This window comes from Aeromonas sp. 603079, from assembly GCF_049172135.1.
GTDB lineage: Bacteria > Pseudomonadota > Gammaproteobacteria > Enterobacterales > Aeromonadaceae > Aeromonas > Aeromonas veronii.
This window is the reverse complement of sequence record NZ_JAAKPX010000023.1, coordinates 50,352-69,771: the sequence shown is the minus strand read 5'-3', so window position 1 is coordinate 69,771 and position 19,420 is coordinate 50,352. Positions and strand designations below refer to the sequence as shown.

The window sequence follows — 19,420 nt, the reverse complement described above, 5'->3', positions numbered from 1 at the left end:
CTTGCCAGGTGAGCACGTGAGTGGGTATACCTCACCCACTCAAATGCCTATTTCGCCTGATATTCGAAAATCGACTAAATCGCTGGGGATTAACTCGATTTTTTCTCGCAGCAACGCAATACCTAGTCGCTTGCCGTAGCGCCCAAACGTCAGGCCATTTTTACTGTGTCCCGCAAGTTCGGCCACAATATGCTCAGCAACGTCCGCCTGTTGCAGCTCATCGATAAACGAGTGTCTCATCCCGTAAATGGTGGGGCGGCCCTGACCTACGATGCCAGCATCATTGAGGTGGCGTTGGAAGCGACAGGTGATGTTATGCGCCCAGTCATCGTCTTTGCCTGATGGTTGGTCATCGAACAAAAATACCTGCCCCTGACCGCGACGACTCTCCACATAGTCCAGGAATTGATGTCCGATCAACGCACTATGTAGCGGCACGGTACGGTACGCATTGGCACTCTTGAGCTGCTGATCCACCTCTCCCGCATCAACCATCAGACACCAAATCCCCTCGACCTGTTTGACGTTCAGAGTTTTGAGCTGACAGGCCTCAGAGGGACGCAGCCCTGCGTACAGGCACAAGAGCGGTACCCACCAGTCCTGGATTTTCAACTTTCTGCCTTTCTGGGATTGTTTGCTGCGCAGGCTGGCAAACAGTTGGGCCAGTTGAGGGCGATGCCAGCGCACTCGCTCTTCATCCGCCCGTTTGTTCGGTCTTTTACCTGCCGTCAGCCCATCGAAAGGGTTACGACTGCAATAGTCCAGTGCCACGCACCAACGGAAGAACTGTTTCAGGGCTGCCAGATAATCGGTCTTAGTTTTGAAACTGATGTCGCTCTTGCGCAGCAAGATGTTGCGGTACTCCTGCGCCAAGGTTGGGGTCACCTGATCGGCTTTGACCCCTTTGGCCCAGGTGACGAAGGCGTTGATCCGAAGTTGGAGCTGGCCCACCGACCTATGCTGGATCCCCTCACTGGTTTTAGTCTCGATGAATTTCGCCAATGCGTGGGTGAGCATGATCCCACTGCTGGGGCAAGCTGAGGCATCAACAGAAGGTTCACGAGGTGTGGAAGGTGTTTGAGGAGGGATGAACCCAGCAGCTTTGAACGCGTCAAGATCGGCGCGGATCCAGCGATAGAAACTGCGAGGGGAAGTATCAGCAGGGGTAGCCGCGATCAGTGCGCGAGTACGAGCTGCCACAGCCAGGTTTCGGTCTACAGCGAGCTGACGATCTTTGGTGCAAAGGGAAGTACGGATAGCGAAGGGCAAGCCACGGTCACGTAATGACTTAGGCAGCGGGAGACGAGTGTAGTAGGTGCCGGAGGCATTTTTACTCAGATACATGATTGTTCCACCCAGTTGATCCAGGAAAAAAATCACGTAAGTCTAGAAATGAAAAAACCCGTTGAAATTCAACGGGTTATATTTGGCGGTGAGGGAGGGATTCGAACCCTCGATACGTTGCCGTATACACACTTTCCAGGCGTGCTCCTTCAGCCACTCGGACACCTCACCAAATTTTCGTTCGCTGCGCTGTTGCGCTGGAACGGGGCGTAATTTAGGGGAAAGGGCTGTGTGGGTCAACCTCTTTTCCCCTTATTTTTCATAATCTTTTCCGAATGCCTAACCCTTGTGCAGAATGCCGATTTTTTAAACCGGATCAGGGCTTGTCGAGGATGATCAGACTGTCCGGCAGTTCGTTTTGATCCCGGGTGGCCGGGAAGGCATCGGTCAGAATGGCGCTAACGCGCTCCACGCACTCCAGAAAACCCTGTTCGATCTCCTTGTTGCGCACGCGCGCCACGAAGTCGTCGATGATCTCCTGCCACTGGCCGTTGTCGATATGCTGGGCGATGCCGTCATCCACCAGTATTTCTACATAGTGCTCGGCGGCCGAGACGAAGATCAGCACCCCGAGCCGGTCGCGGGTGCGGTGCAGCCCTTGCTCGACAAATTGCAGGCGAGCCATCAGGGCCGCCCGGTGCTGGCGAACCTTCTTCGGGATGAGCCGCATCTTGATGGGGGTCCAGTGGAACAGCAGGCTCAGCAGCAGCCAGACCGACCACTGCACCAGCAGGATTTCGTACCAGCCGAGCCAGAAGCCGAGCTGGAACACCAGCAGCGGGGTGAGCATCGCCAGCAGCGCCGCCCAGAGGGTGGGAATGTAGCGATAGCCATCGCTGGCCGGGGCCAGCACGGTGACCAGTTCAGCATCAGTCTCTAGCTCCGCTTCGCGCACCTTGGCCTGAAGCGTGTGGAAGAACTGTTTAGAAATCATGATTTGTCTCTTTACTCCTGTTACCAGCCACCGGAGGCTCCGCCGCCACCAAAACTGCCGCCGCCACCGCTGAATCCGCCGCCAGAGCGACCACCAAAGGAGCCGGCACCCAATCCACCGGCCATGTAGGCCGACCGACGTCGTCCTCCTGGCCCACCGCCACCACCGCCGCGCAGGTTGTGGAGCACGATCATCGCAATCACCACCAGAATAAACAGCAAGGGGCCGCCGCCGTTGTCACTTTTCGGCTGCTCGACCGGCTGATACTCTCCGGCGAGTGCCTTCATGATGCTCTGGCTGCCCGCCATGATCCCGGCCACCATATCGCCGCGTTTGAAGGCGGGCAGGATGCGGCCATGGATGATGTTGGCGGCGATGGCGTCGGGCAGGGCGCCTTCTAGCCCATATCCCACCTCGATCCGCACCTTGCGCTCATCCTGGGCGATCAGCAACAGCACGCCATTGTTTTTGCCTTTCTGGCCGATCCCCCAGTGGCGACCGAGCTGGTAGCCGTACTCCTCGATAGTCTCCCCATCGAGGCTGTCGACAGAGACCACCACCAGCTGGATACCGCTGCGCTTTTCAAAGGCGGCCAGCTGTTGGGTCAGTTGATGGGCCTGTTTGCGGGACATCAGACTGGCTTCATCCACCACCCGTCCGCTCAGCGTCGGGAAGTCCGGTGCCGCTTGCAGGGCACTGGCCCAGAGCAGCAGACAGGGAAGAAACCAGCGCAGCATCATCTTCATTGGAAGCTGACCTTGGGCGCCTCATCGGCACCGGGTTTGGCACTGAAACTGGGTTTGGCCTCCAGGTCCGAGTAGAGCAACTTGGACCAGATGACGCCGGGGAAAGTGCGGATCTCGGTATTGAACTGGCGCACCGCCTCGATATAGTCGCGGCGAGCCACCGAGATGCGGTTCTCGGTTCCTTCCAATTGGGCCTGCAGGGCAAGGAACTGCTGATCCGCTTTCAGCTCGGGGTAGCGTTCTACCACCACCATCAGGCGGGAGAGGGCGCTGGAGAGCTGGTTCTGGGCCGCTTCAAACTCCTTGAGCTGGGCAGGGTCGCTCACCTGCACGCTGCCGACCCGGGCGCGGGCATCGGTGACCGCCTTTAGGGTCTCCTGCTCATGGCTGGCGTAGCCCTTGACGGTGGCGACCAGATTGGGAATGAGGTCGGCGCGGCGCTGATACTGGTTCTCCACCTGCCCCCAGCTTGCTTTAACCTGCTCATCCAGGGTCGGGATGTTGTTCATGCCGCAGCCGGTCAGGCCGAGCAGCAGGGTCAGGGTCAACAGGCTCTGCGTGGTTCTGCGCCAGAGTGATGTGGCCATCTTGTTGTTCTCCTTTGATATTTCGAGTCGATAGTGCGCCATGGATGGTGTACGACCAAGAGTGCACCACCATACCAGCTTGGGGTCAGTTGCCACAACGCGCAGGTAGCTCAGGTCGCTTGTTGATGCCGGAGACCTTGGGCAACTGGGGCTTGTCTTTGAGCCAGGAGGCCAGCTCTTCCCCACAGCCATTGCCGGGCGGAATGGGAGCCTGGGGCTCGCAATCTGGGCTGCCCACCGGGCAGCGCAGCCGCACGTGGAAGTGGCTGAAGTGGCCCACCCAGGGGCGTAGCTTGGCGACCCAGGGTTCGTTACCAGCCTGTTGGCAGACCGCGGATTTGATCACCGGATTGACGAAGATGCGGGCCACCTCGTGTTTGCTGGCCGCAAGCCGCAGCAGGGTGAGCTGCTGGGGGCCAAAGCGGCCCGGTAACATCTTGTAGCTGGGTTCGTCGATCAGCGCCCACTCCTTGGGGGCATCCTGCTCCCATTTGCTGATGGGGCGGTTGGCCATGCGAAACCAGATATCGGCATCAAGTCCGGTCTGATGGCTGCGATGGCCGGAGGTAAAGGGGCCGCCACGGGCCATCGCCAGATCGGCGATATAGAGATCCGGCAGCCCGGCCATGCGGGTCTGGTTGGCCAGCGCTTGCAGATAGTGGATGAGGTCGGGGTGGCCGTAGTAGCGTAGCCGCTTGGTGCGGATCACCTGATAACCCGGCCCTTCAAGGGGCAGGGATACGCCGTTTTTCAGGCACCCGGCGGCATAACCACCGATGGCTTCCGCTTGCAAGACAGTCGCCAGCAACAGGGACGTCAGCATGTGCGTGCTCCTTGTCTTGCTTCGAGTCGGCTCAGCAATACGAACAGACTCAAACATATAAATAAATAGGCCGCGGCCACCAGCAGCCAGACCTCGTAGACCAGTCCGCTGGAGTTGGCCATCTCGGTGCCGACGAAGGTGAGCTCCTGCACCGAGATAAGGGAAACGATGGCGGTATCCTTCACCAGCGCAATGAGCTGGCCGGTGAGGGGGGGGAGCATCAGCAGCATGGCCTGCGGCAGGATCACATGGCGCAGCCGCACCCAGGGAGAGAGCCCGAGGCTCTGCGCCGCCTCCCACTGGCCACGGGGGATGGCGGCCAGCCCGGCGCGGACGATCTCGGCGACGAAGGCTGCGCTGATCATGCCAACGCAGAGGGTGCCTGAGATGAGGTTCTCCCAGCGGGCTGGTGGGCCAAACAGCGCCTCTTGCCACGGGGAGAGTGATACGGTGCCGAGCCAGCGGGAGAGGCCGCTTGCAGGCAGCAGCTGGTTGGCGATAAAGAAGTAGAAGATGAAGATAAAGACCAGCGGCGGCAGATTGCGGATCAGCTGGATAAACAGGGTCGCGGGCATCACCAGCCAGGGTCGGCGGCTGAAGGCGGCTACCCCCAGCGCAGTGCCGAGCAGCAGCGCCAGCACCATGCCGAGCAGGGCGATGCGCAAGGTAGTGAGCAGACCGCTGAAAAAGTAGGGCAACTCGCCGTGAGGGCCTGGGGTGAACAGCAGATCGAAGGCCTCATGCCAGCGCCACTGATAGGCCACCCCGATGTGCAAGCGGCTGGCCAGCCAGAGGCCAGCCAGCAGCAGGATCAGGGCGATCGCCCCATCCAGCCAGTTGATGTTCCGACATGGCTCCCGGACGATGCGCCGGATGGTCTGTTTGAGGGCCATCAGCATCAGGGATTGGCGACCTGCGCTTCCCATGCCAGCGACTTGAACCAGTAGTCATGGCGCGCCTTGAGCCAGCCATCGGCCTGACGGGCGGCGATCCACTCGTTGAACTGCTCAGCCAGGGCATCATCCCCCTTGCGCAGGGCAAAGCCTTCATCGCCTTGTGCCAACGGCTCGGCAAACGGCATAAAGAGGGCATCCGGGTGGCGCAGCGCCTCTTGCTCGGGTTTCGGGGAAGAGGAGAGGGCGCCGTGGGCGCGGCCGTTCAGCACCTCCTGAAATACCTGTGACTCGTCATCGAACTGGCGCAGGGTGGCCTTGGGGAAGTGTTCTTTTGCCACCTGTACCGGTGAGGCGCCACGACGTACCGCCAGGATCACCCCGCGCTGGTTGAAGTCCGCCACGGTTTTCTTCTCTTTGGCCAGGGTGCTGGAGGCGGCCAGCTGCACCCCCGAATGGGAGTAGGCCTGGGTGAAGCGCACGCTCTTCTCCCGCTCGGGGGTGATGGTGAGGCCGCCGATGATGACGTCATATTTTTTCGCCAACAGGGAGGGGATGATGCCATCCCAGGCGGTAGGCACGAACTCTACCTGCCAGCCGTTATCTGTGGCGAGGCGACGGGCCACGTCAATCTCGAAACCGATCAGGGCCCCCTGCTTGTCGCGCATCGCCCAGGGGGTGAAGGTGGACATGCCGACCCGCAGGGTACCGCTCTGCTCGATCTGTGCCTGGGTGTCGGAGGGGGCAGTTTCTGCCAGTGCCGGAGTGAGCAGGCTTGCCAGCAGCAGGGCTGCGCCCGACAGGGTGGTCTTGAATGACAGATTCATGGTTAGCGTCCTTGTTGATCCGGATTCAGGTGACGGGCCAGTGACCGCGAACAGGCTGACAGCGTCAGGGTTAACAGCAAATAGAGGGCAGCTACGGTAAACCACACCTCAAAGGTCAGAAACGTATCGGCAACCAGAGTACGCCCTTCGTTGGTCAGATCGAAGATGGCGATCACACTCACCAGCGCCGAATGTTTGATAAGGGAGACCAGCTCGTTGGTGAGCGGCGGCAAGGTGATGCGCACCAGCTGGGGCAGGATCACCTTGCGCAGGGTGATGGTTCGCGACAAGCCAAGGGAGTGGGCTGCCTCCCACTGTCCTTTGGGAATGGCCTGTACCCCTGCACGCAACACCTCGGCGGTGAAGGCCCCCTGATAGAGGGAGAGGCTCAACACGGCGCAGGCAAGGGGGGTCAATCCCAGCATGGGGCCCAGCAAGAAATAGAGAATATAGAGCTGCACCAGCTGGGGCGTGGTGCGCACCAGCGCCAGATAGGCGATGGCGAGCCAGGGGCCGAGCATGGAGGGAAGCAGCCGCAGGCTAACTACGCACACACCGACCGCCATCGTGCCCAACAGACTGAGCAGCGCCACCTGCAAAGTGACCAGCAGGCCGTTTAGCAAGGGGCCGGCATAAAAGGTTCCCTCATCCAATTCGCCGAGAAAGGGCAACACCCGCTGCCACTGCCACTCATAGCCCATCTGGCGAGCGCCGCTATAGAGCGCCCAGCCGAGCAACACAGAGAGCATCACTGTGCCCGACAGCCAGCCAAGCAGGCGGGGGCGTTTGAGCCTAGCCATGATAGCTGAGCACCTGTTCGAGGAAGGCCTGGGTTCGCGGGTGCCGGGGGGCGTTGAACAGCTGGGTGGGCGGGGCCGACTCGATGATCTTGCCCTCGTCCATAAAGAGCACCCGATCCGCCACCTGACGGGCAAAGCCCATCTCGTGGGTGACGCAGATCAGGGTCATCCCCTCGTCAGCCAGCTCGCGGATCACATCGAGCACTTCGCGGATCATCTCGGGGTCGAGGGCGGAGGTGGGCTCGTCAAACAGCATCAGCTCGGGTTGCATGCAGAGGGAGCGGGCGATGGCGACCCGCTGCTGCTGGCCGCCGGAGAGCTGGTGAGGGTACTTGTCGGCCTGTGCCTGAATGCGCACCCGCTCGAGCAGCCCGAGCGCCCGGGCTTTGGCCTCCTGAGGGCGCAGCCCCAGGGTGTGCACCGGCGCCACCATCAGGTTTTCCAGCACCGTCATATGGGGGAAGAGGTTGAACTGCTGAAACACCATGCCAACCCGACCTTGCAGGCGGCGCAGGTAGGCGGGGGTCACCGGCTCGCCAAACAGGAACAGCTGGCCGCCGTCGATCCCCTCCAGCCCGTTGATGGTGCGGATCAGGGTCGATTTTCCCGAGCCTGACGGGCCACAGATGACCCACTTCTCTCCCCGTTCAATGGTGAGATCGATGTGATGAAGCGCCTGAAAATCGCCATAGAATTTGTCGACGCCACAAAAGCGCACACAGGATTGCGAGCTGGTCAAGAAGCGGGTTCCACTGAGAATCATTTATGCCATGGTATTGATTTTATAGGGGGATGACAAAGAAAACCCCCTTGTCAGCATCCTGATGGCTATTCACAATGGCGCCATTTCGTGATGACAGGAGCTTTTCATGCGTATTACATCCTTGCTTGCCGGTTCGCAGGTGCAGCTGTTGATGCCGCCAGCGGTTCGCTATCGCTGCGTCATTTTTCTGCTGTTGCTGGTGAGTTGGAGCGTGGTGGTGGCCTCCTTGTGGGATGGCTGGGGCGCCATGGCGCTGCTCAACTGGGTGGGTGTGGTCTTTGGTGGCATCACCGGGATCATGGTGTCGCTGCCCCGCAGCTGGCAGCCCTGGCGCCTGGCGGAGCTGGGGTGGGATGAACAGCATATCTATCTGCTCAATGGCAACAAGGATGAGGCGCTGGCACTGCCCCGCAGCACGCTGGTGGCGCTTGAACGGGAGCGGCGAGTGGGCCACGACGGCCAGTGGCTCGACTTCAGCCTCGATCTGCAACTGAGTGAAGAGGAGCTGGCGGCGGCCATGGCCTTACTGGATCTCAAGGCGGGGGAGCTCCATCTGGTGAGCCCGTCTGTCTATCGCTTCGGCTTTAAACGGGCCTGGCACGGTCGCCGGAGGCTGGCGCAACGGTTGTCAGATCTGCAATCGGCCTGAGTCGACTATTTTCTCGACAATTCCCGGCAAAGCTCAGATACTGCCAGTGACTCGAATTGATCTTGTCTGCACTGTTAACCCAAGAGATCAATCACTTGACGACAGTGTGGAGAAGGCCACGGCATGAAGCCATGGCAGGTCCGGCATAGGGGTTGTGCCCTTACCGTTATGCTGGGAATTGCATAGAGAAGGCACCTTGAATCGAGAGTGGATGGCATGAAGATTTACGTAGGAAATCTGTCGTACCGGATGACGGCCGACGAACTGAAAACCCTGTTCAGCCAGTTTGGACAGGTCGACAAGGTTGATATCATCATCGACCGCGATACCGGCCAGTCAAAGGGGTTTGGTTTTATTGAAATGCCGGTCAATGGTGATGCCGAAAAGGCCATCGCTGGTCTGCATGGCACAGAAGTCGGTGGCCGTACCATCACCGTCAACCAGGCCAAACCGAAGACAGATGCTCCCCGTGGTCGCCCGCAACAGCGCCACCGCTAAGGTACCTCGGCAATAAAAAAACGGCATGGGTTTCCCCCATGCCGTTTTTGTTTCTGAATGTTTTGCTGTGATCAGGGGACGTCGTAACCGAGTGCCGCCTTGCGGATGCGGAACCACTGCTGGCGGTTAAGCTCGATGGATTCGGCGGCCACGGCGGCGGCAATCCGCTCCCGCTTGCCGGAGCCAATCAATGGCAGCGGCTGGCTTGGCAGCATCATTACCCAAGCGTAGACCACATGCTCGATAGTCTGGGCGCCCACTTCCTGACGGATCTGCTCCAGTTCGGCACGCAGCGGGGCATAGGCCTCATCGCTGAACAGTCGGCCGCCGCCGAGACATGACCAGGCCATCGGCTTGATGCCAAGCTGCTGGCACTGATCCAGGGTACCATCGAGGGTCCCTTCCTGATGAAGCGGCGAGATCTCCAGCTGGTTGGTGACTAGCGGGAAGGGGAGGCGCGATTGCAGTAGCTCGAACTGACGGGCGGTGAAGTTGGATACCCCGGCGTGCTTGATCTTACCCGCCTGTTTCAGGGTGATAAAGGCGTCGGCCACATCATCGGCGTTCATCAGGGGATCCGGGCGGTGGATCAGCAGCAGGTCCAGATGGTCGGTGCCGAGCTTGCGCAGCGAGGCCTCGGCGCTGGCGATGATATGGTCCTTGCCGGTGTTGTAGTGGTTGAGAGCATGCTCCGGCTTGGCGGTGAGGGCGATACCGCACTTGGTGACGATCTCCATCCGGCTGCGCAGGGAAGGCTCGAGGCGTAGGGCGTGACCAAAGGCCTCTTCGCACTGGTAGCCACCATAGATATCGGCGTGATCGATGGTGGTGACCCCCAGATCCAGATGATATTTCATCAGATCGAGCAGAGCGGCCGGAGAGAGCTGCCACTCCATCAGGCGCCAGTAACCCATGATGAGGCGAGAGAAGGTGGGGCCTTGCGGATGCAGGGCGACACGGGATACAGACATGGTTGACTCCTTTAAAAACGCGATGCGAAAACGATGTGCAACATGGATGACTGCGGGCATCTTGGCCCCATGTGGCTGGCAAAGCAATAATGGACAGTGGCATGATTCGAACTTTGGTTCTGACCGAAGAGAGTTGGGGAGATAATTGGATGGAAGGATTTGCCGAGCGCTTGCAGAGCCTGATCGGGGAGATGAGCGTGAGCGCCTTTGCCCGCAAGGTGGGGCTCAGTGAAGCGCTGATCCGCAAATATTTGAAGGGGGCCGAGCCTGGCCTGGCGCGGGCCAACCAGATCGCCATGGGGGCCAACTGCTCGCTGGAGTGGCTGGCGACCGGATGCGGTTATCTCTACCGTCAGGCGGAAGTGGTGGACAGGGAGGCGCTGGCTGCGGCGCAGCAACTGCTGGGCGAGCAGCAACCCGGGGTGGGGCTGCCCGATGAGGAGGCGCTGGTCACCCTGCTCGCCTACTACCAGTTTTTGCGCACCCACAAGAAAGCGGACGGTTTTCTCGACTTGGCGCTGGCGCGGGAGTTTGGCCGCCATCTGGGGGAAGCGTGATGAGGAGCATATTACCCTTTGGTCGTGTCACGGCCGGTTGATTATTCTGATACGCTCTAAGCAAGATAAGTCTCCATGGAATGGGCGATGAGCTACTTGATCCTCGGAAGTGGTGCGCTGGGCTCGGCGCTGGCAAGAGAGCTGATGGCAAGGGGGGAGTCATTCCTGCTGGCCGGGCGCAACTATCCCAAAGGGATCGAGATGGAGGACTTCTTCCCGCTGCCAGATGTCGATGCCATCTCGTTCGATGCCTTGTTTACCCTCTACGATTGCGATCCGCTTCCCACCGTTGTGATCAATACCATCGGCGTGTTGCACGATGTCAGCTTTATGCCGGAGCGGCGGGTCGAAGAGGTGCACCCCAAGTGGCTGTGCGACAGCCTGCTGGCCAATGCCTGGCCAACACTGGCGCTGGCTGCCCGTTTCAGCCGGTTGATGGGCAATGACCATCCGCTGTGGCTCTGCGCCATCTCCGATCTGGCGGGCTCCATCACCGCCAATCTGGAGGGGGGACGTTACAGCTACCGGATGAGCAAAGCGGCCCTCGACATGGGGGTGAAAACCCTGGCCCTTGAGTGGACGCAGCGTTTCCCGCAAGCAGGGGTGGTGGCCGTTGCGCCCGGCTTGATGGACTCCCCGATGAATACCCCCTTTCTGAGCGAGTTGCCCGCGGATCAATTGCTGGATCCTGCCGAGGTGGCGGTGAAACTGCTCAATCTCATCAAGGGGTTATCATTGACTCAATCGGGACAGCTACTGGATCTGAACGGTCAGCCGCTGCCTTGGTAAATCCCGCCTGCGGGTTCTACGGACGTCTATTGGCTTCACATTCTGCTCATGCGCCCCTTGCCAAGCGAGGGGCGCATGGCTAACGTCACTCTCCTGTTTCAGGAGGGATCTCATGCGCTATATCGATTTACGAAGTGACACCGTCACCCAGCCTACTGACGCCATGCGTCAAGCCATGCTCCACGCCGAAGTCGGTGACGATGTCTATGGTGAAGATCCGGGCGTCAACGCGCTGGAGGCCTTTGGGGCCAGATTGCTGGGCAAACAGGCGGCGCTGTTTGTGCCGTCCGGCACCATGTCCAATCTGTTGGCGGTGATGAGCCACTGTCAGCGCGGTGAGGGGGCCATCCTCGGCAACGCCGCTCACATCTATCGCTATGAAGCGCAGGGGAGTGCCGTGCTGGGCTCCGTAGCCCTGCAACCCTTGCCGATGCAGCGCGATGGCACACTGGCATTCGATGATATCAGGGCTGCGCTGGCCCCTGATGATGCCCACTTCGTCCAGACTCGCCTGATCTGCCTTGAGAACACCCACAACGGCAAGGTGCTGCCGCTCTCCTATCTGCAGGAGATGGGGGCATTCGTTGCCGAGCGCGGCTTGAAGCTTCATCTCGATGGCGCCCGGCTTTTTAACGCCGCCGTGGCCAGCGAGACCCCGGTCGAGGTGATCGCCGCTCCATTTGATAGCATCTCGATTTGTCTCTCCAAGGGGTTGGGCGCACCGGTGGGCTCGCTGCTGGTGGGCAGACACGACTTCATCGCCCGTGCGCGCCGACTGCGCAAGATGCTGGGGGGCGGCATGCGTCAGGCGGGGATTCTGGCGCAAGCCGGTCTGTTTGCCCTCGAGCAGCACGTGACCCGCCTGGCCGATGATCACCGCCGTGCCAAACGGCTGGCCGAAGGGTTGGCTGCACTGCCGGGCATCGAGCTCGACCTCTCGCTGGTGCAGAGCAATATGGTGTTCCTGCGGCTGCGTGAGGGGGAATCAGCCCCTCTGCTCGCTTTTATGAAGGAGAGGGGGATCCTCTTCTCCGGTTACGGCGAGCTGCGGTTGGTGACCCATCTGCAAATCAACGATGACGATATTGAAGAGGTGATCGACGCCTTCACCGAGTATCTCGGGGCGCGTTGAGACGGCTGGTGAGGTAGAGGTTATACCGAGACCTGTTCATACCGAAATAAAAGAGGGCGCCGCGGCGCCCTCTGTTATTTGCTGCAAGCTCAAGCCTGCCGCTGGCCGCTCATCAGCATGGCCTCATCGGTAGCGTCGTAGATCATCACCGCGATGTGGGTCACCTGACCGCCGAAATCGGCCAGTGGCACCAGCGTCAGGTTCTGGAACATATGGGGGGCCGAGCCGGTAATGGGGCGATAGTTGGAGAAACGTAGCAGATAGGGCTTCTGCTCCCAGGTGCTGAAGGCGCGGTTGTTGAGCTTGAAGACCATGTTGGCCTTGCGCTCGAACCAGGCTCTGTCCACATCGGGGAAGAGCTCGAACAGTACGCCATCGCGCACGTCACTGGCCAGTCGGCCGCTGTGGCTCTCCATAAAGCCGTTCCACACCTGTACCTTGTACTCCTTGTCGAGCACTACCAGGCCTACGTCCAGGTTCTGGACTATGTTCATCAGCCAATGAAATTCACGGATTTCCATAGTCACTCCTAGAGCATGTGCATGATTTTGTTGTTCATGGTGGCGATGGAATCTTCGGTAAACAGCAGCAGCAGATCACACTGCACCGCGTAATCCTGGATCCGGTAGTTGATCTCGATGGCGAGCGTGCGGCGCCAGCGACTCTTGTTGGTGTTGATCAGCTCGTTGATGGGTCTGTGCTGGCCGAGCACCACCGGGTGCCCCTGACTGAAGGGGGTGTCGAGCTGGTTGGCGTAGCCGCGTAGGAAGGCGCCGATCAGCACGTTGGCGGTATCCATCAACAGCTCCAGTTCGGCGGTGCGATCCAGCGTCCCCTGATGGTTCATCAGCTTGGCCAAATCTTTGAAGCTGGAGTCATGGAACAGGATCAGCGCTTCACCGGCGATCCCAGCTCCGATAAACCCCTGACAGACGGCGGAGAGGGTATCTGAATCCGCAGCGGCCGAGAGGGCCATATGCAACTCTGATACTTCCAGCACGTTGACGTTGGGGATGGGCAGTACCACGAAGGCGTTGAGCAGACGAGCCAGCAAGTCGGCGGCCTGACCCATGGAGACGTTGGCCAGCTCCTGATAGACATCGCGGATTTCGGGGGTGATCTTGACGCCTGCATCGGCTACCACTCCGTTTGGCTGCTGCTCGGGGGCGCTTGGTTGACCGCTCGGGGTGGCACTCCAGAAATCATGCTTTTTGAGCAGGGCGAGCAGGGTTTCTGGGGCGGCAGGTTTCTTGATGAAATCGAGCGCCCCTAGCCCCATGACCCGTTGATAGGCCTCTGGTTGGATATCCCCGGAGACCACGATCACCTTGTTGCGTAGACCCTCCCGTTGGAGGGTCTCCAGCACGCCGTAACCGTCCATTTCCGGCATGGTCAGATCGAGAAAGATGAGATCCCCATGGCCCATCAGCACCTGTTCGATCCCTTCAAGGCCATTCGCCGCATAGTGCAAATCGACTTTCCAGTCAGCCGGTAGCGCTCGTGCCAGCTGTTTGCGGGCGAACCCGGAGTCATCACATATCAATACATTCATGGCGTTAGGCAGGCTCTGTTGGCAAGGATTGCTATAAGTGTGGCCCGCTAACAGTCAGATGCAATGTGGGAGGTTGTCACCCTGTGAAAATTGGTTATCCCATTGCCGGTTACGATAGCGTGCGGAGTATTTCTCAACAAATTCAGCGAACATCTTAACACGCAACGGGGCGAATTGGTGCTGGCAACACAACATGTAGAAGGGGCGATTGCCGGTCTGCCAGTCGGTCAGTACCGGTACCAGCTGCTCGTCATGGAGGAAGCTGCTCAGATAGTGCAGCGGGGCGTTGACTATCCCCAGATGACGCCGGGCTGCGCGCACGGCGGCCTGAGTCTGGTTGACGGTCAGTTTGGCGCTGCGTTTGATGCAGATGTTTTGGCCATCCTTGTCGGTCAGTTGCCAGTGCTGGTGTGGCCAGCAGTAGATGAGATCATGTTCTTCCAGCTGGCTGGGGTGGGAGGGGGTTCCCTTCTTGGTCAGATAGAGTGGCGAGGCAAACAGGCCGTACTCGATATGACCGAGACAGATCGCATTGGGCAGCGACTGGGGCAGCTCACCGTTGAAGAACACCAGATCCCGATCATTGTCGAACAGGTGCTGGTGATCATTGGTCTGGGTGATATCGAACTGTACCTCGGGATAGTGCAGCCCGAATTCGGCCAGCATATCGATGAGGATGGTGTTGGAGAGCGCGATCGGCGCGGCTATCCGGATAAGCCCGGTGATGTCTGCTTCTTTACCCCGGATCTCGCTGGTGGCCTGCTCGATTTGTGCAAGCGGTGTGCAGAGACGCTCGTAGTATCTGAGCCCTTCATCGGTAAGACGGAGTTTACGGGTAGAGCGATGTAGCAGGGAGCAACCCAGTTGCTCTTCCAGCTGGGAAATGCGTCGACTGATGGTGCCTGTTGGCATGCCCAGTGCGGCTGCAGCATGGGAGAATCCTCCCTCTTGCACCACCTTGACGAACAGGTAGAACTCTTCGATGTGCTTCATAAACGCTGTTCTGGGTGTAACAAGGGGGCAACCATAAAAAGAGCCTTATCGCTTGGCAAGGGTAATTCAGCGTTTAATTGATCTGGATTCGATTTCTACTGATACCAGTTTAAATTTTCAATTGTTCTCGAATGAGGATTATTTTCTGCGCCACAGTCATTGTTGCGAGATGTCACCCGTTAGCTCAAGAGAGAGAGGCGACATGGTATGACTACAATACGACCCATCCTCAGGAAAAAAGAGGATCGCGCTGGTCAAGAGCAGTTCTTTTTTTCGGCGATGTGAATGTGATGACAGTCGCATATTCATCATGCCGGTCTGGTGAAGGTAGATATTCGGTTTTGAGGTATTTAAGTTCCTTGTTAAGTCGCTATTTGGGGCCGGTTTTGCTCTTTTTTGTCTGTTTATTCAACGCGCTGGTTAATAAATGAAAGTTTTACGAGGGAAATGCCGGCACTTTTTTTAGTTGACTTTTTTGTCAGTAAATAAGTGTTTGTTGTGAATCGTAAAAATGTTTTTTGAAGTATCCAGAGTGCAATTCTTAGTGCTTGTTTTTGCTGGGAAAAAAAGTTAAAAACGAACGAGGGATTTGTTCTGATTGACAGGAGTATTGGCTGAGTCCTTTTTTCTGTGGCTGGATTGGCTCTCCTGTTGTTGATTTCTGAAATCAGTTATCTGCTTTTGGCCATCGCGAGAAATAGTGGCCGAGAGGTGTTGTCACCTTGCATTCTGCATACGGCGGTTTGCCCATTTGTTTTCCGGTTCACCAGTGACCATCCAGCATGAATGATTTTGACCAGATGAATACGCTTGACGAACGGTTACTGAAGACAATGGATGTTCTGCATACCCCTATCTGGGTATATGACATCGAACATCACCATATTTTCTGGGCAAACCGCGCAGCACTTCCTCTCTGGGAGGCCACCTCCCTTGACGAGCTCTGTTCCAGGGATTTTTCGGCTGATATGGCCACAGCCATAGCGCTGTTGTTGCAACGCTACCTCGGTGATTTTCAGCAGGGGCGAAGTTACAACGAGTGGTGGACTATCTCCCCAAAGGGGGTCAAGAAGCAGATCTATCTACGCCTCTCCGGCATTCAGCTGGCTGGCCGTCTGATGATGATGACCGAGGCGGTGCTCGACTCCGATACCCTCTATCAGGAGTCCTCGCTGGCAACCGGTGATACCCTGGCCTGCCTGTTCGATAGCAATGGCGCGTTCGAAAGCGGCAACTATCACTTCGAGATGTGTTTCGGTCACCGGATCGCCACGCTCTCCCAGGTTTTTTCCGGTAGTGACGACAGTTTTTACCAGAAGCTCTCCCGACTCGATGAAGTAGTGACCGAAGGGGAGTGCCGAACCCTCAAGGGGATGCGCTGGTTCCAGTATCAGTTCCGCTATATCCAGCAAGGAGCACGGATCCTGCTCACCATGCGCGATATTACCGATCGCAAACTCGAGGAGCTGGAGCATCGCCACCTCGCCTGGCATGACTCCCTGACCGGCCTGCTCAACCGTTATGGCTTGATGAAATCTCTCGAGGCCTATTGCGGGCTGGGGGAGCGTTTCGCGCTGGTATTCATGGATCTGGACAACTTCAAGCTGGTCAACGACAACTACGGCCATAAGGCGGGAGACCGCTTGCTGGAGCGGGTTGCCGGTCGCCTCAAACAGATTTGCCCCCGCGATGTTGAGCTGGCCCGTCTTGGCGGGGACGAGTTTACCGCGTTGGTTCCCTTGGGAAACCAGAGTGAACGAGCCCAGGATGTGGCCGATCAGATGCTCTCCCAGATGACCAAGCCGCTGCAACTGAGCGGTCTGCCGGAGGTAACCATCGGCGGCAGTATCGGCATTGCCATCTATCCCGATGATGCGGACGATGGTGATAACCTCATCACCCGCGCCGATATGGCCATGTATCAGGCCAAGCAGATGGGGCGGCTGCGCTGGCAGCGTTTTACCCCCAGCATGCAGCAGACCCTGCAGCGCAAGCTCAATCTTAAGCAGTTTCTGGCCAAGGCTATCGGTCGTCAGGAGCTGAGCCTCTGTTACCAGCCACAGGTCGATGTCGCCAAACGGCGTCTGATCGGTTACGAGGCGCTGCTGCGTTGGTATAACCCGGTGCTTGGCCATGTCTCGCCAGTGGAATTTATCCCATTGGCCGAAGAGATGGGGCTGATCCGCGAGATCGGCAGCTGGGTGCTCTCTACCGCACTTGCCCAGATGGCCAGTTGGAAGAAGCGCCTCCATCACCGGGTGCCAGTCTCCGTCAACCTCTCCGGTTTCCAGCTCTCGTCGGCACTGCCCGGGCAAGTGCGCCAGCAGCTGGCTCTGCACGGAGTGGATGCTTCCCTGTTGACGCTGGAACTGACCGAAACCGTGCTTATGCTGGATATGAAGGGGTGCCTCGATATTCTCGATGACTTGAGTGAACTGGGGATCAAGATTGCCATCGACGATTTTGGTACCGGCTACTCATCCCTTGCCTATCTCAATCGCCTGCCCATCGATACGATCAAGCTGGATCGCTCTTTCGTGGTCGGCCTCAACCTGCCGGTGATCCGGGCGACCGCCGCCATGGCCACCAATCTGGGGTTGGGGATCATGGCGGAAGGGGTGGAGGAGCCTCACGAACTGGCCGCACTGCAGACCCAGGGGTGCCATGTGTTCCAGGGATATCTGTTCAGCAAGCCGCTGACGGTGGCACAAGTCGAGGCAAGCGGTTTCGTGGTGGAGTGTCAGGTTGGGCGTTATCCACTGTTAGATGCCGTGATGGCAGAGTAACAAGTGTGCGTTAGGCCACAACTTGGAATTTTATTCCGCAATATTTAATCAAAATTAATCATTCTTTTGCGATCGGTCATGAGACGGATTGGCTGGAATTGCTAGCATGCGACCTCGTTTCTAGGGAAAGGAGTATCGCAATAATGAGTCATGCTGCTGTCAATGACCGTCCGGCCAGCCCTCCCAAAGGTTGGCTGAACCGTTTCCTCAATGGCGTCGAGAAAGCCGGGAACAAATTACCCGACCCCGCCATGCTGTTCCTCTACGCCTTGCTGATCGTCTGGGTCGGCTCCTGGGTGTTGTCACAATTCCAGTTTGATCTGGTCAACCCCCGTACCGGGGAGGCGGTAGTGGTCAACAACCTGCTGACCGGTGCCGGTCTGGCCGAGTTTCTCTCCACCATGGTGACCACTTTCACCGGCTTTGCCCCGCTGGGCATCGTGCTGGTGGCCATGCTGGGGGTCGGGGTGGCCGAGCAGTCCGGTTTTATCAATACCGGTCTGAAAAAGTTGCTCAAAGTGACGCCTGCCCGTTTTCTCACTCCCATGCTGATCCTGGTAGCGATCGTCAGCCACACCGCTGCAGATGCGGGCTATGTGCTGGTGATCCCCATCGGTGGCATCATCTTCCACGCTGCCGGACGCCATCCGCTGGCGGGGATCGCCGCCGCCTTTGCCGGTGTCTCCGGCGGTTTTGCCGCCAACTTCCTGCCCTCCGGCGGGGATGCGTTGCTGCAGGGCTTTACCCAGTCCGCCGCTCAGTTGCTCGATCCTGACTACATGGTCAACACCCTTTGCAACATCATCTTTACCGGAGCCTCTTCGCTGCTGATCATCTGCGTCGGCTGGTTCATTACCGAAAAGGTGGTGGAGCCGCGCCTCAAGCATGTGGCGCTTAACGAGGATCTGGAGAGTGCCGACGAGATGGGGCGCTACAGCGCGCAAGAGAGCCGAGCCTTCAACTGGGCCGGGTTTGCCATGCTGGCGGCTATCGTGCTGCTGGCGCTGGCGCTCTCCCCGAACGATTCCCCGCTGCGTGCTGCCGATGGCTCCCTGACCACCTTCGCTGCCCCCGTGATGAAGTCCATAGTGCCGCTCATCTTCCTGCTCTTTATCCTGCCCGGGATTGTCTACGGCTTTGTCGCAGGCAGCTTCAAGAGCGGCAAGGATGTGATCGATGCCATGTCGGCCACCATGAACAAGATGGGCTCCTACATGGTGATGGCTTTCTTCTGCGCGCTCTTCATCAAGGCGTTTGGTGACTCCAATCTGGGCACCCTGCTGGCCCTTTCCGGTGCCGAAGTGCTCCATGCGCTGGCGCTGCCCGGTGAGGTGACTATCGTCGGGATGATCCTGCTCACAGCCAGCGTCAATCTGGTAGTCGGCTCGGCCTCCGCCAAGTGGGCGCTGATCAGCCCGATCCTGGTACCCATGTTGATGGCGGTGGGGATCTCCCCCGAGCTGACCCAGGCGGCCTATCGGGTCGGGGATTCTGCTTCCAATATCATCACCCCGCTGATGGTCTTCTTCCCGCTGGTGGTGGTCTATTGCCAGCAGTATGTGAAGAGCACCGGGATTGGCACTCTGGTCTCCATGATGCTGCCCTACTCGCTGGCCTTCCTGGTGAGCTGGACGATTTTCCTGCTGCTCTACTGGGCGCTCGGCTTCCCGCTCGGGTTGCAAGCCCCTTACGTCTATCCGGCCCCTTAAGCTGGGTGTGCGAGGGAGCCTTGGGCTCCCTCGTTTTTTTCGCTATGGTGTTACCTCATTTTGGAGG

General features: G+C 58.7%; 20 protein-coding genes and 1 tRNA gene. 7 read left to right on the top strand and 14 right to left on the bottom strand.

The features are described from left to right. Nucleotides 1–39: 39 nt before the first annotated feature. The 10 genes from G5287_RS16825 to G5287_RS16780 all read right to left on the bottom strand — a co-directional run bounded on the left by G5287_RS16825 (nucleotide 40) and on the right by G5287_RS16780 (nucleotide 7,717). On the bottom strand, nucleotides 40–1,344 hold the full coding sequence (locus G5287_RS16825) for a tyrosine-type recombinase/integrase (protein WP_421231581.1): 1,305 nt from the start codon (nucleotides 1,342–1,344) through the stop codon (nucleotides 40–42). A gap of 83 nt (nucleotides 1,345–1,427) precedes the next feature. Continuing rightward, nucleotides 1,428–1,515, bottom strand: a tRNA-Ser gene (locus tag G5287_RS16820). Nucleotides 1,516–1,660: 145 nt separating this feature from the next. Further along, complete coding sequence (locus G5287_RS16815; protein WP_005337196.1) at nucleotides 1,661–2,278, bottom strand: TPM domain-containing protein; 618 nt, start codon at nucleotides 2,276–2,278, stop codon at nucleotides 1,661–1,663. Nucleotides 2,279–2,298: 20 nt separating this feature from the next. Continuing rightward, complete coding sequence (locus G5287_RS16810; RefSeq protein ID WP_227342552.1) at nucleotides 2,299–3,024, bottom strand: TPM domain-containing protein; 726 nt, start codon at nucleotides 3,022–3,024, stop codon at nucleotides 2,299–2,301. Continuing rightward, the gene (locus G5287_RS16805; protein ID WP_005346564.1) at nucleotides 3,021–3,611 is read right to left on the bottom strand and encodes a LemA family protein; all 591 of its coding nucleotides are present in this window, start codon (nucleotides 3,609–3,611) and stop codon (nucleotides 3,021–3,023) included. Before G5287_RS16805 ends, G5287_RS16810 begins: the two co-directional genes overlap by 4 nt. Before the next feature lie 85 nt (nucleotides 3,612–3,696). Continuing rightward, entirely contained in the window at nucleotides 3,697–4,434 is a 738-nt protein-coding gene (mepA, locus tag G5287_RS16800) for a penicillin-insensitive murein endopeptidase (RefSeq protein ID WP_227342556.1), read from the bottom strand. After that, entirely contained in the window at nucleotides 4,428–5,333 is a 906-nt protein-coding gene (locus G5287_RS16795) for an amino acid ABC transporter permease (RefSeq protein ID WP_323935409.1), read from the bottom strand. Before G5287_RS16795 ends, mepA begins: the two co-directional genes overlap by 7 nt. Next, nucleotides 5,333–6,154, bottom strand: coding sequence for a transporter substrate-binding domain-containing protein (locus G5287_RS16790; protein WP_227342560.1), 822 nt, complete (start codon nucleotides 6,152–6,154; stop codon nucleotides 5,333–5,335). Before G5287_RS16790 ends, G5287_RS16795 begins: the two co-directional genes overlap by 1 nt. Before the next feature lie 2 nt (nucleotides 6,155–6,156). Next, a complete protein-coding gene (locus G5287_RS16785) occupies nucleotides 6,157–6,954 on the bottom strand; it encodes an amino acid ABC transporter permease (protein WP_421231580.1) in 798 nt (265 codons plus the stop codon). Continuing rightward, nucleotides 6,947–7,717 carry an amino acid ABC transporter ATP-binding protein gene (locus tag G5287_RS16780; protein ID WP_421231579.1) on the bottom strand — a complete coding sequence of 257 codons (771 nt, stop codon included), beginning with the start codon at nucleotides 7,715–7,717 and terminating at the stop codon, nucleotides 6,947–6,949. The genes G5287_RS16785 and G5287_RS16780 overlap by 8 nt, the downstream gene beginning before the upstream one ends. Before the next feature lie 106 nt (nucleotides 7,718–7,823). Between G5287_RS16780 and G5287_RS16775 the strand changes: the two genes are divergently transcribed. Together G5287_RS16775 and G5287_RS16770 are read left to right on the top strand one after the other, a co-directional pair. Next, nucleotides 7,824–8,366, top strand: a complete 543-nt coding sequence (locus G5287_RS16775; protein WP_227342565.1) for a hypothetical protein — start codon at nucleotides 7,824–7,826, stop codon at nucleotides 8,364–8,366. A 216-nt stretch (nucleotides 8,367–8,582) separates the two neighbouring features. After that, on the top strand, nucleotides 8,583–8,864 hold the full coding sequence (locus G5287_RS16770) for an RNA recognition motif domain-containing protein (RefSeq protein WP_005337180.1): 282 nt from the start codon (nucleotides 8,583–8,585) through the stop codon (nucleotides 8,862–8,864). Nucleotides 8,865–8,935: 71 nt separating this feature from the next. On the opposite strand, the gene G5287_RS16765 is transcribed toward G5287_RS16770, so the two are convergent. Further along, on the bottom strand, nucleotides 8,936–9,835 hold the full coding sequence (locus G5287_RS16765) for an aldo/keto reductase (RefSeq protein ID WP_421231578.1): 900 nt from the start codon (nucleotides 9,833–9,835) through the stop codon (nucleotides 8,936–8,938). A 149-nt stretch (nucleotides 9,836–9,984) separates the two neighbouring features. Between G5287_RS16765 and G5287_RS16760 the strand changes: the two genes are divergently transcribed. From G5287_RS16760 to ltaE, 3 genes are all read left to right on the top strand, one after another. After that, on the top strand, nucleotides 9,985–10,392 hold the full coding sequence (locus G5287_RS16760) for a helix-turn-helix domain-containing protein (RefSeq protein ID WP_033137628.1): 408 nt from the start codon (nucleotides 9,985–9,987) through the stop codon (nucleotides 10,390–10,392). Between the two features lie 87 nt (nucleotides 10,393–10,479). Beyond that, complete coding sequence (locus G5287_RS16755; protein ID WP_216953382.1) at nucleotides 10,480–11,181, top strand: short-chain dehydrogenase; 702 nt, start codon at nucleotides 10,480–10,482, stop codon at nucleotides 11,179–11,181. 112 nt (nucleotides 11,182–11,293) lie between these two features. Next, nucleotides 11,294–12,313 carry a low-specificity L-threonine aldolase gene (gene ltaE, locus G5287_RS16750; protein WP_216953383.1) on the top strand — a complete coding sequence of 340 codons (1,020 nt, stop codon included), beginning with the start codon at nucleotides 11,294–11,296 and terminating at the stop codon, nucleotides 12,311–12,313. 89 nt (nucleotides 12,314–12,402) lie between these two features. On the opposite strand, the gene G5287_RS16745 is transcribed toward ltaE, so the two are convergent. The 3 genes from G5287_RS16745 to G5287_RS16735 are packed head-to-tail and all read right to left on the bottom strand — an operon-like array spanning nucleotide 12,403 to nucleotide 14,858. Continuing rightward, nucleotides 12,403–12,834: a PAS domain-containing protein gene (locus G5287_RS16745; protein WP_005337175.1), complete on the bottom strand. Its 432-nt coding sequence runs from the start codon at nucleotides 12,832–12,834 to the stop codon at nucleotides 12,403–12,405. A gap of 8 nt (nucleotides 12,835–12,842) precedes the next feature. Beyond that, nucleotides 12,843–13,865 (bottom strand): response regulator, encoded by a 1,023-nt coding sequence (locus tag G5287_RS16740; RefSeq protein WP_043823589.1) that lies wholly within the window; start codon nucleotides 13,863–13,865, stop codon nucleotides 12,843–12,845. Nucleotides 13,866–13,919: 54 nt separating this feature from the next. Next, a complete protein-coding gene (locus G5287_RS16735) occupies nucleotides 13,920–14,858 on the bottom strand; it encodes a LysR family transcriptional regulator (protein WP_216978986.1) in 939 nt (312 codons plus the stop codon). Nucleotides 14,859–15,691: 833 nt separating this feature from the next. Between G5287_RS16735 and G5287_RS16730 the strand changes: the two genes are divergently transcribed. Beyond that, entirely contained in the window at nucleotides 15,692–17,644 is a 1,953-nt protein-coding gene (locus G5287_RS16730; RefSeq protein ID WP_216978985.1) for a putative bifunctional diguanylate cyclase/phosphodiesterase, read from the top strand. Between the two features lie 143 nt (nucleotides 17,645–17,787). Continuing rightward, a complete protein-coding gene (locus G5287_RS16725) occupies nucleotides 17,788–19,353 on the top strand; it encodes an AbgT family transporter (protein ID WP_216978984.1) in 1,566 nt (521 codons plus the stop codon). Nucleotides 19,354–19,420 lie beyond the last annotated feature (67 nt).

Coding starts and splice junctions, on each gene's coding strand:
- G5287_RS16780 (WP_421231579.1), bottom strand. CDS start 7,717: ATGATTCTCAGTGGAACCCGCTTCTTGACCAGCTCGCAATCCTGTGTG.
- G5287_RS16755 (WP_216953382.1), top strand. CDS start 10,480: ATGAGCTACTTGATCCTCGGAAGTGGTGCGCTGGGCTCGGCGCTGGCA.
- G5287_RS16795 (WP_323935409.1), bottom strand. CDS start 5,333: ATGCTGATGGCCCTCAAACAGACCATCCGGCGCATCGTCCGGGAGCCA.
- G5287_RS16760 (WP_033137628.1), top strand. CDS start 9,985: ATGGAAGGATTTGCCGAGCGCTTGCAGAGCCTGATCGGGGAGATGAGC.
- G5287_RS16735 (WP_216978986.1), bottom strand. CDS start 14,858: ATGAAGCACATCGAAGAGTTCTACCTGTTCGTCAAGGTGGTGCAAGAG.
- G5287_RS16765 (WP_421231578.1), bottom strand. CDS start 9,835: ATGTCTGTATCCCGTGTCGCCCTGCATCCGCAAGGCCCCACCTTCTCT.
- G5287_RS16785 (WP_421231580.1), bottom strand. CDS start 6,954: ATGGCTAGGCTCAAACGCCCCCGCCTGCTTGGCTGGCTGTCGGGCACA.
- G5287_RS16775 (WP_227342565.1), top strand. CDS start 7,824: ATGCGTATTACATCCTTGCTTGCCGGTTCGCAGGTGCAGCTGTTGATG.
- G5287_RS16770 (WP_005337180.1), top strand. CDS start 8,583: ATGAAGATTTACGTAGGAAATCTGTCGTACCGGATGACGGCCGACGAA.
- G5287_RS16740 (WP_043823589.1), bottom strand. CDS start 13,865: ATGAATGTATTGATATGTGATGACTCCGGGTTCGCCCGCAAACAGCTG.
- ltaE (WP_216953383.1), top strand. CDS start 11,294: ATGCGCTATATCGATTTACGAAGTGACACCGTCACCCAGCCTACTGAC.
- mepA (WP_227342556.1), bottom strand. CDS start 4,434: ATGCTGACGTCCCTGTTGCTGGCGACTGTCTTGCAAGCGGAAGCCATC.
- G5287_RS16825 (WP_421231581.1), bottom strand. CDS start 1,344: ATGTATCTGAGTAAAAATGCCTCCGGCACCTACTACACTCGTCTCCCG.
- G5287_RS16730 (WP_216978985.1), top strand. CDS start 15,692: ATGGATGTTCTGCATACCCCTATCTGGGTATATGACATCGAACATCAC.
- G5287_RS16805 (WP_005346564.1), bottom strand. CDS start 3,611: ATGGCCACATCACTCTGGCGCAGAACCACGCAGAGCCTGTTGACCCTG.
- G5287_RS16815 (WP_005337196.1), bottom strand. CDS start 2,278: ATGATTTCTAAACAGTTCTTCCACACGCTTCAGGCCAAGGTGCGCGAA.
- G5287_RS16810 (WP_227342552.1), bottom strand. CDS start 3,024: ATGAAGATGATGCTGCGCTGGTTTCTTCCCTGTCTGCTGCTCTGGGCC.
- G5287_RS16725 (WP_216978984.1), top strand. CDS start 17,788: ATGAGTCATGCTGCTGTCAATGACCGTCCGGCCAGCCCTCCCAAAGGT.
- G5287_RS16790 (WP_227342560.1), bottom strand. CDS start 6,154: ATGAATCTGTCATTCAAGACCACCCTGTCGGGCGCAGCCCTGCTGCTG.
- G5287_RS16745 (WP_005337175.1), bottom strand. CDS start 12,834: ATGGAAATCCGTGAATTTCATTGGCTGATGAACATAGTCCAGAACCTG.